This is a genomic window from uncultured Vibrio sp., assembly GCF_947488985.1.
GTDB lineage: Bacteria > Pseudomonadota > Gammaproteobacteria > Enterobacterales > Vibrionaceae > Vibrio.
The window spans coordinates 36671-51131 of sequence record NZ_CANLBV010000023.1; the positions used below are offsets into that span (position 1 = coordinate 36671).

A 14461-nucleotide genomic window follows, 5' to 3' on the forward strand; every position below is an offset into this window, starting at 1 on the left:
CGAGTCTGCGCAGTATGACTGTGAGGTTTGGTGGCGATTTTCCGATTATTGGAGTCATGTTATGTTTCAACACTTCTTTTCGGACTACCTTGTCAAATTTCAACAAACAAACCAGCAATGGTGGGATAATTTTGAACAAAACAAGGAAGCCGCGCAATCTCCCTTAAACCAAGCGATGCAAGAATTGAATTTTGATGATGCGTCAAAAATTTTCGAGCAAGCCGCTAACCAACCTGCAATGCTGCTTCAGTTACAGTCTCAATGGTGGGAACAGCAACTGAAAATCTGGCAAAATGCCGCGCTAACGGGTAATACTGAGAGCGTCATTTCAGAAGATCGTGGTGATAAACGCTTTATTGATGAGGCGTGGAAAAATGACCCGTTCTATAGCTTTATCAAACAATCCTATCTGTTATTTAGCAAAAGCTACATCGATACCATCAACTCGATCGAAGGTATTGACGAAAAAACCAAAGAGCGTGTCGCTTTTTTCTCTCGTCAGGCAATTAATGCATTATCGCCAAGCAACTTTATCGCGACGAACCCTGAGCTGATGAAACTCACGCTTGAACGTAATGGTGAGAATCTTCTTGATGGGCTAGAGCAGCTGCAAGCAGACGTTGAAGCGAGTGCAGATATACTCAAGATCCGCATGACCAACAATAATGCTTTCCGATTAGGTGTGGATGTTGCTAATACCGAAGGGGATGTCGTTTTTCAAAACGAGCTGTTTGAGCTGATTCAATATTACCCTAAGACACCACAGGTCAATGCCACTCCCTTACTGATCGTCCCGCCTTTTATCAACAAGTATTATATTCTCGACCTTCGTGAGAAGAATTCAATGGTACGTTGGCTTTTAGAGCAAGGACACAGCGTGTTCATGATGTCTTGGCGTAACCCAGGTGAAGCTCAGAAAGACTTAGAGTTTGGTGACTATGTTACGGAAGGTGTTGTCAAAGCCGTAGCCGCGATTGAAGATATTACAGGTAAAGAGCAAATCAATGCCGCAGGTTACTGTATTGGTGGCACGGTGCTGGCATCTACCATTGCTTACTACGCCGCCAAGCGTATGAAAAAGCGCGTTAAAACTGCGACTTTCTTCACCACGTTGCTGGATTTCTCTCAGCCGGGTGAGGTTGGGGCATACATTAATGAGACGATCATCAGCGCGATTGAAAAACAAAACGAGGCGAAAGGTTATATGGATGGTCGCTCACTGAGCGTCACGTTCAGCTTGCTTCGAGAAAACAGTTTGTATTGGAACTACTACATTGATAATTACCTTAAAGGCAGTAGTCCAATGGAGTTTGACCTGCTGTATTGGAACAGTGATAGCACCAACGTAGCTGTTAAATGCCACAACTTCTTACTACGTGAGCTATATCTAGAGAATAAACTGGTTCAAGACAAAGGCGTGAAAGTAGGGGGTGTTTGGATTGACCTTAATAAGATCAAAATACCGAGTTATTTTATTTCTGCTAAAGAAGACCATATTGCCTTGTGGCAGGGGACATATCGTGGTGCGCTGAATACAGGTGGCAACAAAACGTTTGTGCTAGGTGAGTCAGGCCATATTGCAGGTATTGTTAATCATCCGGCTAAGAATAAATACGGCTACTGGTTGAATGATAACCTAGACGACTCAGCTGATGAGTGGTTAACGAATGCAGCTCATCATGAAGGTTCATGGTGGACACATTGGAATCAGTGGCTGCAAGGTTTTGAAGGTGGCGAAAAAATTGAACCTTTCAACCAAGGTTCAGAGCTTAACCCTGTTATTGACAAAGCACCAGGTAACTATGTAAAACAAGTGCTTCCGATTGTTGATAAACAAGTTGTCGATAAAGAGCCTACGGAAGACGAAGCTTAGTCTTAGTCTTAGGGTGCTAACTCACATCCAAGAATAAGAATGTTCAATACCAGATAATAAAAAAGCCACTGAAAATCAGTGGCTTTTTAGTGTCAACCCAATAGGGGGAGTTGACCATATATCGGTTATTAATCGATTTCTTTGTCTTTACCCATAGATAAAACCCAAAGAGACACAGCTGCAACACCTACGAAGCCACCAAGAATGATAACTGGCATAGCACTGTAGCCTAGAATGTGCCAAATAACGTTCTCTAAAGTACTCATTCAATCGCTCCTTATTGCCAGCCTTCAACGCCGTGCATATCTGGTAGTTTGTGTGCGATACCTTTATGACAATCTACACACGTTTTTTCACCAGAAGCTAGCGCAGTTGAATGCTGTTGTGCACTACGAGGGCTCTGCTCTGAGAAATCCATGTAATCGAACTGGTGACAGTTACGACATTCAAGTGAATCGTTGTTTTTCATTCGAGCCCATTCGCGCTCAGCTAAGTGACCACGACGTGCTTGGAACTTTTCTTCAGTATCGATGGTTTTGGCAATAAAGTGTGCGTATAGCTCTTTAGATGCTTGAACCTTACGAATAATTTTATCTGTCCATTCATGAGGTACGTGACAATCTGAACAGATTGCACGAACACCTGAACGGTTCGAGTAGTGAATAGTTTCTTGGATTTCAGCAACAATAGGAGCGTGGCAACCAGAACAGAATTCTTCAGTATTGGTTGCCTGCATGCCAGTGTTAAATGCACCCCAGAACAAAAGACCACCCGCGAAGCCCAAGAAAAGTACAACGCCTACCGCTGCTTTACTTGGCGTCGTCAGCCTTTTCCAAAACGCTTTAATTAATTTTATCATATATAGCCTCTCTTACCGTTTGGCTACGATTAACGCAGTGATTCTACAGGTTTAAACTCGTTTTCAACCAATGGCTTAGCATTAACTTGAGGTACGTGACACTGCAGACAGAAATAACGACGTGGTGAAACATCAGCAAGTACCGCATCTTCACGGTTCATGTAGTGTGTTACGCTGATTTTAGTTGCACCCATTTCTTTTGCGTTTTTCCAGCTGTGGCAAGAAAGACACTTGTTCGCGTTAAGAGAGACTTCATAGCTACGAATGTTATGAGGTACTAGAGGTGGTTGGTATACATAGTCACTCTCAAGTTCTTGGTCACGAGGGAACTCTTTAAATTCGTCAGCTGCACGAGTTGCTTCTAGTTCGCTTGCACCACGTAGAGATTCTACGCCGCCAATGCCGCCTGGATTCTCTAGCTCTGCCTGAGCTGCACTAGCTAGTAATAGACCAGCTGAGAGTAGGGCAGTAATCAGTTTTTTCATGGTTAATTTCTCCGCCTAAAGGCTAATTCTTCGAGTGAGCTACTTTTTCAAAAGGACTAAAAAAGTAGCCACAATAATAAATACGTTAGATCTGGGTTCTAGGTTTTAAAAGCGTTTGCTTTTAAGAGACCTTAGTGATCTTAACTGGACACTTCTTGAAGTCTGTCTGTTTAGACAGAGGATCCGTTGCATCCAAGATCAACTTGTTGATCAGGATTCGTACATCAAAGAATGGTACGTATACCAAGCCTTGTGGTGGACGATTACGGCCACGAGTTTCAACTCGTACGCGAACTTCACCACGTTTGTTTTCGATAAGAACTTCATCACCACGACGCAGACCACGGGCTTTAGCGTCGTCAGGGTGAATATAACAAAGTGCATCTGGCACGGCTTTGTAGAGCTCAGGGACACGACGAGTCATAGTACCTGTGTGCCAGTGCTCAAGAACACGGCCAGTACATAACCAAAGGTCGTATTCTTCATTTGGTACTTCTGGTGGTGCTTCGTACGGAGCATTAATGATAAATGCTTTACCATCGGGCTTACCATAGAAATCCCAGCCAGAGCCTTTCTTAGCGTAAGGATCTGAGCCTTCTTTAAAGCGCCATAGCGTTTCTTTACCATCAACAACTGGCCAACGCAGACCGCGTACTTTGTGGTAGGTGTCGTATGGTGCTAAATCGTGCGCGTGGCCACGACCAAAGGCTGCGTACTCTTCAAACAGGCCTTTTTGAACGTAGAAACCTTGTGCTTGTGCATCATCGTTAAGCTCTTGAGCTTCAGACAGTGGAAAAGCATCAACGTTACCGTTTTTGTACAGTACGTCGTACATCGTTTTACCACGATGCTCAGGTGCTTTAGCAAGCAGTTCTTCGCCCCAAACCTCTTCAACAGTGAAGCGTTTAGAGAACTCCATAATTTGCCATAGGTCAGATTTTGCTTCGCCTACGGTGTGAACTTGTTGATACCATGCTTGTGTACGACGCTCAGCGTTACCATAAGCCCCTTCTTTTTCGATCCACATTGCGGTAGGAAGGATAAGGTCAGCAGCTTGAGCTGTCGCCGTTGGGTATGGGTCAGAGCATACAATGAAGTTGTCTGGGTTACGGTAACCAGGTAAACGTTCAGTGTTGATGTTTGGACCCGCTTGCATGTTGTTGTTACACATTACCCAGTAAGCATTGATTTTACCGTCTTTCAACATACGGTCTTGAAGAACGGCGTGAGCGCCGGGTACCGGTGGAATAGTGCCTTCTGGAAGTTTCCAGATATCTTCTGCAATCTTACGGTGTTTAGGGTTAGCAACCACCATATCGGCTGGTAAACGGTGAGCGAACGTACCGACTTCACGCGCTGTACCACACGCTGATGGCTGACCTGTTAGTGAAAATGGGCTGTTACCCGGTGTTGAAATTTTACCTGTTAAAAGGTGGATGTTATACACCAGGCTGTTCATCCATACACCACGAGTATGTTGGTTCATACCCATAGTCCAAAGTGACATTACTTTGATGTTTGGATCTGCGTATTGCTTCGCCAGTTTGATCAGGTCTTCTTGAGAGACGCCTGACATTTCCGATGCTTTCTCAACCGAGTATTCTGCAACCGAGGCTTTGTATTCTTCGAAGCTAATATCAGACATTTTGTCTGAATTAGGGTTCGCAGCGGCTTTTTGAAGCGGATCATCATCCCGAAGACCGTAACCGATATCTGTGGCTGCTTGCTTGAAGTGTGTGTGCTTATTCACGAAATCCCAGTTAACCGCATCGTTTTGGATAATGTAGTTAGCAATGAAGTTTGCGATCGCAAGGTCAGATTGAGGTTTGAAAATGTAACCTGTGTCAGCAAGCTCAAAAGAACGGTGGTAGTACGTAGACAGTACGTTGACATGCACATGCGGATGGCTTAGACGGCGGTCGGTAATGCGAGTCCATAGTACCGGGTGCATTTCTGCCATGTTCGAACCCCACAGTACAAACGCGTCTGCGTGTTCAAAGTCATCGTAACAACCCATTGGTTCATCGATACCGAAACTGCGCATGAAGCCTACCACAGCAGAAGCCATACAGTGACGAGCGTTTGGATCGATGTTATTTGAACGGAAGCCCGCTTTCATCATTTTAACGGCTGCGTAGCCTTCCATTACGGTCCACTGACCTGAACCGAACATACCAACGCCTGTTGGACCGTTCTTTTTAAGAGAAGCTTTCCATTTCTCAGCCATTACGTCGAAAGCTTTGTCCCAAGAAACAGGAGCAAAATCACCATCTTTATGAAACTCGCCGTCTTTCATACGCAGTAATGGGGTTTCAAGACGGTCTTTACCGTACATAATCTTAGAAAGGAAGTAACCTTTAATACAGTTAAGGCCTTTGTTTACAGGTGCTTCTGGGTCGCCTTGAGTTGCGACCACTTTGCCATTTTGAGTACCGACTAGTACCGAACACCCTGTACCACAAAAACGACAAGGCGCTTTATCCCACGTGATTTTTGTTTGATCTGAGCTTGCAATCAGGTTGGTTGCTGTTGCGGGTAGAGATACACCTGCAACGGCTGCCGCTGATGCAGCTGCGTTTGCCTTCACAAACGCACGTCTTGTCATTTTCATACTTCACCCTCAAGTTGAGAATTGTTGCTTCCAGTTTCTAAATCCGTTTCATCTAGTCCAGTTTCGACTTGGTGATAAACCAAAGCTGTCCCTAAAACGTTCGTAATATTATTAATTTCTTCGATGGTATCCGTTACAAAACCTTGGTTTTCAGTTTCTAGAACCACGATGATTTTGCCCTCAGGACTACTGCCGTAAACCTCTGCATTATCGAACTTTTCGATTTGTGCTTTGATTTCGTCTAGATGTTCTGGGCTCACATGCACGACTAAACTTGATATGTGCACTTCATTTAGCGCCATAGATTGCTCTCGTTATTTTTGTTTTATGCATTACTGACAAGGATAGCCGAAGTAGGGCAAACTGCTACGCAAGCTCCACAACCACTACATTTATCTAATTCTATATTTGGTAGAGCAACACTGCCTGCTCTCAGTTGAAATTGAATCGCCATAGGTTCACACATGTCGCCACAGCTTCGACATTCAACATTCTTTTTGGCTAAGCAACTCTCTGATATCGTTGCTTTAGCTTGCCAAGGTAGCTCGTCCTTGGGTTTAAAAATGGGTTCAGGGCACACATCCGCACACTGGTGACAAAAGGTACATTCGTCTTTTGAAAAATCGACGGTAGGAAACCCGCCGTCGCCTGTGATGATGATGTTTGTTTCACAGCTTTCGATGCACTTCCCACAACGTGTACAATCATCGGTGAAGCTTTCTAAGCGGTCAATCCAAGGAAGTCGAATTTGACTTAAATCGACTTTTCTTCTGGAAAATAAGCGCCGTTTCGATATGTCTACCACTAAATGCCTACTTTTCTTGCTAAAGTATTGTAATGATAGTTCATAGTGTCATTCATATTTTGTAATTTATCCACATATATAGTGTAGTTTTAGAAATATTTGCATAAATACCCCTTAAGGGTTAAATGAGATCCTATGTTGTTTTAGATCAATAAATTATGAAGCGCTTGATCACATATTGAATGGAGCTCTATTTTTGGATGTGTGACAATAAGTTATTGCTAGCCACGACCACTCTTTAGGATATTGCTTATTAAACCTGTTTCATCAGTAACCAGCACAATAGCAAAATCACTGCTATCCATACTGCTGCTGTCGGTAGCTACTACTGGTTTTGCCATCTTTACATTGGCCTCTAGCTTAAATGATGCTGAGGCAGTGAACGTCGCAGGCTCACTGCGAATGCAGAGCTACCGATTAGCTCACGATATTCAAATTGAATCTGCTGATTACGATACTCATATCAAAGAGTTTGAACGGTCACTGTACTCATCATCAATGGCTTCACTGGTCAGCTGGGAGGTTCCGACCGATATTACAGAAGATTACTATTTAATTATTGGTCGTTGGCATGAGTTAAAGCAGCTTTTAAACAGTGAAGATCGACAACATTATCTTGTGTTAGTTGAGCACTTCGTTGCAAAGATCGATAGTTTTGTATTCAAATTGCAAGAATTCTCTGAAAACAAACTCATAAAATTAGCGTGGGCGGGTGGCATTGGTCTCGGTGGAATACTGGTCATTTCGCTATTCGTTGTTCATTTTGTACGTAAACAAGTGGTAAAGCCTCTGCATGCGTTAGTCGATGCCAGCCATCGGATCAAGACCAGTGATTTTAACGTTGAGCTAAAGGTGACCAACAGCAATGAATTGGGCATTTTAACCCAAACATTTAACTCGATGGCGAAAGACCTGGGTGTGCTTTATCGAAACCTAGAACAAATCGTTGATGAAAAAACCCTAGAATTGCAAAACGCCAATCAGTCGTTACAAGCGCTCTATAACTCTTCACAAGAGCTGACTGTGACTCGTATTGCCCCGGAAAATTTCCGCGCTATTTTACAGCAATTGGTGAGCTTAGAAGGGGTTGAGTCTTTAAGGTTAGAGATCGTCGATAATTCAGGTAAAGCGTTGATCATTGATGAAGCCTATGATGCGCAGCGAGACTATGAAAAGTTTGAAATGAAGCTTGATGATAACGAACTTATCCTCGGCTACTTGCATTGTTCATATCACCATGGGGATTCAACAAAAGCATTGATAGAGAGCTTTATTCAATTGCTGTCTCGAGCGATTTATTACAATCGAGCACAAAAGAAAGCTGAACAGCTTATCATTATGGAAGAACGCGCGACGATAGCACGTGAATTGCACGATTCTTTGGCTCAATCACTTTCTTACTTGAAAATCCAAGTTACTCTGTTGAAGCGTGTTATCAGTAAATTGCCTGAGCAGAAACATCGAGAACAATCTGAACAGATAGCGCTAGAATTAGGTAATGGACTAGCCGATGCCTATACTCAGCTTAGAGAGCTATTGACCACATTCAGACTGACCATAAAAGAGAGCAACTTTGGAGATGCCTTAAGCACCATGCTAGAGCAGCTTAGCGAAAGAACCGATGCGAAGGTTATTCTAACTAACGATCTTTCTTCTATAGAGCTTGATGCCCATAGCCAAGTTCACCTGCTTCAGTTAATTCGTGAAGCAACAATAAATTCGATAAAACACGCCAATGCTGACTTGATCGATGTATGCTGTGTCGATCAAGAGGGGGAAGTCTCCGTCATGATAAAAGATAATGGCGATGGCTTTGACCCGAGTTGTTCCAAAATAAACCACTATGGGATGACGATCATGCAGGAACGAGCAGCTAGACTGAATGGCGACTTAACGATTGAAGCGGCCCGAGGTCAAGGCTGTACAGTCATACTGAAGTACAAAAGTTTGAAGGAAGTTAACGTTGACGATTTGTAAAGTAATGCTGGTTGATGATCATCCATTAATGCGAAGGGGTATCAGTCAGTTACTGAGCTTTGAAGATGAATTTGAAGTGATCGCAGAAGCGAGTAATGGCACTGAAGCAGTGGCTCATGCTCATGAAGAAGAACCTGATTTGATCTTGCTCGATCTCAATATGAAGGGAATGTCGGGCTTAGATACCTTACAAGCACTTCGTGCAGATGGTTCAAGTGCTAGCATCGTAATATTAACCGTATCGGATAGCCCAGCAGATATTGAAGCAATTGTAAAAGCGGGTGCCGATGGCTATTTGTTGAAAGATACTGAGCCTGATGAACTGATTGAATTATTGAAGCAAGCTTATAACGGTGACAAGGCTTATAGCAGCGTGGTTGCGAGTTACTTGAATGATGCAGGTCGCCGCACGGATATTTTCGACCAACTGACAGAACGTGAAATGCAGATCCTTCAAGAAGTAGCGAAGGGCTACCGTAATAAGCAGATAGCCGAACATTTGTTTATCTCTGAATCGACCGTGAAGGTACATATGAAAAGCTTGCTGAAAAAACTGCAAGTGCCTTCACGTACCGCTGCTACCGTTTTGTATCTAGAGCGCTACGGAGAAATGAAGTAGGGTTTAAATAAATGAAGTAGAGCGAAAAGAGTGGCTGTTTTTCGTTAACTTAAAACTTTGTCTAAAAAAGGCGCTGAACTCATTAAGTTCAGCGCCTTTTTGTTTGGTGGCTTTTAGAAGGAGTAGTGTCTAGGGGCTGCCTTTTAGCTGTGCTAAAGGATGGCTTAGGCGTATTGCTCCACTGTCATCGCCCAATTTTTCTTTTGTTGTTCGAAACTCATTTTTATTTGTTGATAACGAACTTTCAACACAGAGTGTTCATACTTCTTCACCACGTCTTCGCGTTTGCTTTCAAGTAGTTGCTTTTTGACGGCGTAGTATTCGTTCATATTTAATACCAGTGCGTCGAACTCTTCTTGAAGTTTATCGGAGATCTGCTGCTTGTCTGCACGGTACATTATCTTTTGTTGCGTGCGTTTGAGTAGCATGGTTGCTTCTGCTTTTTCAATACGCGCTTGCGGTGTCTTCTTTAGTTTACTCGCCAGCCCCACTAATGAAGCACTCTTGATCAACCACTTCGTTGGATCGTATTGCCACCAGTGTATGCCGTTGCGGTAGTCGTTCTCGAAGATATGGTGGAAATTGTGGTAGCCTTCGCCGAAAGTGAGAACCGCCAATACGCCATTATCACGAGCCGTATTTTTATCGGTAAAAGGTTGGCTACCCCAGATATGAGCGAGCGAATTAATGAAGAATGTGGTGTGATGATTAAGTACTAAGCGGACTGCCCCCACAATGAGTAGCATCCCGAACACGTCCCCGTAAAGGATACCCAATCCAATAGGAACACCAAAATTCATGAGCAATGCCAGAGCAACGTAGTGTTTGTGTTGCCACATTACGATTTTGTCTTTTTTAAGATCACGGCAGTTTTCGTAATTTTCATACATTGACGTGCTGTAGTTGCGAATCATCCAGCCAATGTGCGAGTACCAGAAACCACGGTTCGCTGAATAGGGATCTTTGTCGTTGTTGTCGACGTGCTTATGATGGACTCGATGGTCAGAAGACCAGTGTAGTGCGCTGTTTTGCAGGGCAAATGCACCACCTAAAGCAAACAGAAATCTTAGGCTAGAATGTGCTTCAAATGCTTTATGTGACCACAAGCGATGATAGCCAGTGGTGATTGAGAGGTTACAAAACGTAAAGCAGATCGCAAGCCATATCCAGTGCTCCATACCATAGCCGAAAAAGTAGCCATAAACGGGAGCGGCAACAACAGCAAGAAGCATACTAGAAGAGAAAATAAAAATATTAAGCCAGATTAATGGCGGCTTTTTTGTTGATGGTTTATCGGCACTATTCATTCGCAAATTTCCATTAAGCTTACATTTGTACGCTAGAATATCAGCGTACACGTGTAAGTCAAGATTGAAGTGTAAACGTGTATTAGTATGTTTTACATAAATATTGTATAAAGGACGTGTGGAATGTAATGGTCAGTCATCTATGTAAGGACTAGGGGCTCATAAATGGAAATTAAGGTAGCTGAATATAAAGATTATAAGCGAATAGCCCAATTACACGCGGATAGCTGGAAGCAGTATTATCGTGGCATTTTGGCGGATGATTACCTAGAGCATGATGTTTTAGAGGATAGGTCGGTTATTTGGCAGACTCGTTTGATTAATCCTCCTTTTAGCCAACATGTTTTACTACTTGAAGAGGGTGGTTTGCTGATTGGTTTTGTCTGTGCGTTTGGCAACCATAACTTTGAACGAGGCACGTTCATTGATGCTTTACATATAGATAATAATTATCGTGGTCGAGGTGCAGGAAAGCGTTTATTGGCGGAGTTGTCTAAATGGCTTCAGCAATACTATTCGGATTCAGGGCTTTACTTAGAAGTGATGTCTGAAAACCATCAAGCGATTGCTTTTTATCAAGCGATTGGTGGTAAAGAAGAGCTTGAACAAGTATGGAATGCACCCTGTGGAAGCCAAGTTAAAGAAAAAGTGATCTCTTGGGAATCGCCACAGTTTCTAGAACAAGTGACCGCAAATGCCGTGTATTCTTAACTACTTTGAGGTAGTCGATTTTTAGAATAACGTTAAACGTGACTGGGTTAATGAGCCTCATGCTTGAATTAGTATGGGGCTTTTTCGTTTGCGTGGATAACTGGCTTTTATACCATAGTCTCTTGTTATGACTCGCCTGGTTACTCTGGTTACTCAGACCAAGAGATGCAATTTCGACCTTTTCTCTTAGACACGTAGAGCGCTTGATCGGCATCGTTGATCAATTGTTCAACGGCTCTTAATGCTTTTGGTACATGCTTGATACCTATAGAAACCGTGATATCAAATCTAAGCTTGGCAGGCCAGTAGCTTGTCTGCTAATGTGATGATATCGGTTTGAGTTTCGTTTTGGATGATAATCAAAAACTCTTCTCCGCCGTATCGAAAGCAGGTACTTTGTTTTGGCAGCGTATCTTGAATCGCCTCAGCCAACTCTTTAATCACGAAGTCACCAGTTTGATGGCCATAGGTGTCATTGATTGACTTAAAGTAATCGACGTCGATCATGATGGTTGTCATCGAAAGTTGTCGATCGATATTGGGCTCAATAACCTGATGTAAATACAGGCGGTTATAACAGCCTGTCAGTGCATCTTGATAGGAAAGCGCTTCAAACATATTTGATTGCTTTCGCAGTTGAATCGCTTGTTTGCGCAGCAACTCTGATTGTAAGAAACGTTTGTGTACTTCTAGATCGCGTTTGATGCAGGCAGCTATGATCAGGACATATACAGAGAGGTATATAGAAATGGTGGCAATTTCATGCTCGGGCTCTGCTGCATAAAGCAAAGGGGCAAGCCCAATGAGATACGTAGCAAAAATAAAGGAAAGTGTGACAATGCTGTATTTGGCTGACAATCTTGAAAATGTGCCGATGTAAATCATCACCAAAATGATGCCACTTTGGTAATCAAAATTGTTGAGTTCAATCGCGAGTCGACCAACGTAGGCTAAGAACAGCGCACTAATCACAAGGAAGGCACTTTCGACTAATTCAAATATATTGGGTCTGTTTTTAATGCAATATCTTGCGACAGCTAACATCAATAGGAATAGCAAAAATCGGTAAGCGATTGGTGCTAGGCCATCTTTACCGAAGTGAACGTAGTCGGAAACAATAAAGGCGCAGAATATTGAAATGGGGATATAGATGAAATTGATGTACGGCAGATAAATTTCATTATCGAAATAGGTTTTAAACCTCCGATTTTTGAACCCAGAATAAGAGCGCATTGCGAACCCAGTCGATATTATACACAATAAGTTGCGTAGTATGTCACAGTATATGTGATTGTAAACGGTATTTCCTACATACTTGTCAGTATGTTAGCTAGATCAATAAAATAGAAGGGGGTTGTATCCACGTCCTATCGAAAATAGAGCGTGGATATCTTTAGGCTGGTTAGTCTATGAGTGGCTAACAGTAATTAACGTTTATTCTTCAAATAACGCTTTCTGCGCTCTTCTTTTTTTTTCGCTTGCTGTTCGGCTTTCAGTGCCGCGGCTTCTTCCACTTCGATCAGCTCTTTAGTGATCATTTCTGGTCGCTCTAAAGTGATATTGCCTAGCGTACCGTTACGAAGTTCATGAAGTAAAATTTCAGAACACTTGTGAAGGTCGATATGACCACCGGCACGAAGTGCACCACGCTTACGGCCAATCGCTTCCATCAGCTCGATATCAGATTCTGGCAACTCTTCGATTTGGTAACGTTCTTGCAGTAGGTGAGGGTATTGTTTTGCTAGATACTCTACGGTATAAAATGCTACTTCGTCATATTCCATAGCTGTATCTTTAACTGCCCCTGTTGCTGCGAGGCGGAAACCACTGTGTGGGTTTTCTACTTTAGGCCATAGGATCCCAGGGGTGTCAGACAAGATAACACCGTTTTGTAGGTTGATACGTTGCTGACGACGTGTGACCGCTGGTTGGTTCCCCGTAACCGCGATCGTACGTCCAGCTAAGCAGTTGATGATGGTCGATTTTCCCACGTTAGGAATGCCCATGATCATGGTGCGAATGTTCTTACCGATCTCTTCACGATTTGGTGCCAGTTTACGCACCAACTCCATAACATGATTCACTTCTTCTTTAACGCTGGTGGTAATCGCGATCGCTTTTACGCCTTGCTCTTTCTCGAAGTGCTCAATCCAACGTTGAGTGAGCTCAGGATCCGCAAGATCACGTTTGTTCAACACTTTTACACAAGGCTTATCGCCGCGCAGTGAAGAGATCATTGGGTTTTCACTACTGAACGGAATGCGAGCGTCCAGTACTTCGATGATCACATCAACCTGTGGGATAACTTCTTCGATTTCTTTGCGGGCTTTATGCATGTGACCCGGAAACCATTGAATTTTGCTTGCAACCATATGAAAATTTTACCTTTTATTTTTATGGTTAGACTGGTGGGGTATCAGGTGGGGTACCAAATGATAAAATTCAATTTTGGGGTACCAAAGGTACAATCTAAGTCACCTATGCCGCATCAGCAATTAATGTGACGATATTAACATTTTATATTGATTTGGGGTAATTTGACTAACGGAGTGGCTACCTAAACGGTTAAAAATTTGGTCATGACTCCAATCTGTTGTTTCTGTGTTAAAATCTACGCTTTGGGGGAGATCAACCATGGCAACTATTCAGGTTAATTGTCTCTTTTGTAGTCAGAGCAATGCCGTTCGAAAGCATGGTAAAGGGGCTGCGGGCTATCAACGTTTTCGATGCCTCGATAGTCAGCGTACTTTTCAGCTCGATTATGCTTACGGAGCAAGAAAGCCTGGCGTTAAAGATAAAATCCTTGATATGGCAATGAATAGCTCTGGTGTAAGAGATACTGCCCGTGTGTTGAAAGTTGCTTACAACACCGTTTTACGCACTTTAAAAAACTCTCACCTAGGCAAGTAACGACAATCCCTTTTGATATCGCGAACATTGAGTTGATATGCGAGGTCGATGAACAATGGTCGTTTGTCGGTAATAAGAAAAATCAACGTTGGCTTTGGTATGCTTGGGAGCCTAGATATAAACGCATCATTGCCCACTCTTTTGGTAAAAGAGACACTGAGGCATTTAATAAACGACAACGTCTTCTATCGAAATTTACCATTCCCTTTTATTGTACAGATGACTACGGTTTTGTTGCTTAATTCAGATAGAAGACATGCCTGGTCCATAGTTGCCTAATTCTTAAACAATGCACTGAGTTTCA

Annotated in this window: 12 protein-coding genes and 2 pseudogenes; 5 read left to right on the forward strand and 9 right to left on the reverse strand. The window is 43.0% G+C overall.

What is annotated here, in order from left to right:
• Positions 1-61: 61 nt before the first annotated feature.
• Positions 62-1873, forward strand: coding sequence for a class I poly(R)-hydroxyalkanoic acid synthase (gene phaC / locus Q1A70_RS07675; protein ID WP_299688638.1), 1812 nt, complete (start codon positions 62-64; stop codon positions 1871-1873).
• A gap of 128 nt (positions 1874-2001) precedes the next feature.
• Here the strand turns inward: phaC and Q1A70_RS07680 are convergent, their stop codons facing one another.
• The 6 genes from Q1A70_RS07680 to napF all read right to left on the reverse strand — a co-directional run bounded on the left by Q1A70_RS07680 (position 2002) and on the right by napF (position 6633).
• Positions 2002-2139 (reverse strand): TIGR02808 family protein, encoded by a 138-nt coding sequence (locus Q1A70_RS07680; RefSeq protein ID WP_299688641.1) that lies wholly within the window; start codon positions 2137-2139, stop codon positions 2002-2004.
• Positions 2140-2150: 11 nt separating this feature from the next.
• Entirely contained in the window at positions 2151-2732 is a 582-nt protein-coding gene (locus Q1A70_RS07685; RefSeq protein ID WP_299688644.1) for a NapC/NirT family cytochrome c, read from the reverse strand.
• A 29-nt stretch (positions 2733-2761) separates the two neighbouring features.
• A complete protein-coding gene (locus tag Q1A70_RS07690; RefSeq protein ID WP_299688647.1) occupies positions 2762-3217 on the reverse strand; it encodes a nitrate reductase cytochrome c-type subunit in 456 nt (151 codons plus the stop codon).
• Positions 3218-3338: 121 nt separating this feature from the next.
• Positions 3339-5828, reverse strand: a complete 2490-nt coding sequence (napA, locus tag Q1A70_RS07695) for a periplasmic nitrate reductase subunit alpha (protein ID WP_299688650.1) — start codon at positions 5826-5828, stop codon at positions 3339-3341.
• Positions 5825-6130 carry a chaperone NapD gene (locus Q1A70_RS07700; protein WP_299688652.1) on the reverse strand — a complete coding sequence of 102 codons (306 nt, stop codon included), beginning with the start codon at positions 6128-6130 and terminating at the stop codon, positions 5825-5827. Before Q1A70_RS07700 ends, napA begins: the two co-directional genes overlap by 4 nt.
• A gap of 23 nt (positions 6131-6153) precedes the next feature.
• Entirely contained in the window at positions 6154-6633 is a 480-nt protein-coding gene (napF, locus tag Q1A70_RS07705) for a ferredoxin-type protein NapF (protein WP_299688655.1), read from the reverse strand.
• 246 nt (positions 6634-6879) lie between these two features.
• Here napF and narQ point away from each other — a divergent pair, with 246 nt between their 5' ends.
• The gene (narQ, locus tag Q1A70_RS07710; protein WP_299688658.1) at positions 6880-8610 is read left to right on the forward strand and encodes a nitrate/nitrite two-component system sensor histidine kinase NarQ; all 1731 of its coding nucleotides are present in this window, start codon (positions 6880-6882) and stop codon (positions 8608-8610) included.
• Positions 8597-9229: a response regulator gene (locus Q1A70_RS07715; RefSeq protein WP_299688661.1), complete on the forward strand. Its 633-nt coding sequence runs from the start codon at positions 8597-8599 to the stop codon at positions 9227-9229. Before narQ ends, Q1A70_RS07715 begins: the two co-directional genes overlap by 14 nt.
• Before the next feature lie 164 nt (positions 9230-9393).
• Here the strand turns inward: Q1A70_RS07715 and Q1A70_RS07720 are convergent, their stop codons facing one another.
• A complete protein-coding gene (locus Q1A70_RS07720) occupies positions 9394-10536 on the reverse strand; it encodes a fatty acid desaturase (RefSeq protein ID WP_299688664.1) in 1143 nt (380 codons plus the stop codon).
• A 165-nt stretch (positions 10537-10701) separates the two neighbouring features.
• Between Q1A70_RS07720 and Q1A70_RS07725 the strand changes: the two genes are divergently transcribed.
• Positions 10702-11247 carry a GNAT family N-acetyltransferase gene (locus Q1A70_RS07725; RefSeq protein WP_299688667.1) on the forward strand — a complete coding sequence of 182 codons (546 nt, stop codon included), beginning with the start codon at positions 10702-10704 and terminating at the stop codon, positions 11245-11247.
• A 149-nt stretch (positions 11248-11396) separates the two neighbouring features.
• Here Q1A70_RS07725 and Q1A70_RS07730 read toward each other — a convergent pair.
• A pseudogene (locus tag Q1A70_RS07730) lies at positions 11397-12417 on the reverse strand (GGDEF domain-containing protein).
• A 257-nt stretch (positions 12418-12674) separates the two neighbouring features.
• Entirely contained in the window at positions 12675-13619 is a 945-nt protein-coding gene (gene ylqF / locus Q1A70_RS07735) for a ribosome biogenesis GTPase YlqF (protein ID WP_299688670.1), read from the reverse strand.
• A 262-nt stretch (positions 13620-13881) separates the two neighbouring features.
• Between ylqF and Q1A70_RS07740 the strand changes: the two are divergent.
• Positions 13882-14384, forward strand: a pseudogene (locus Q1A70_RS07740) (IS1 family transposase); the annotation flags it as partial.
• Positions 14385-14461 lie beyond the last annotated feature (77 nt).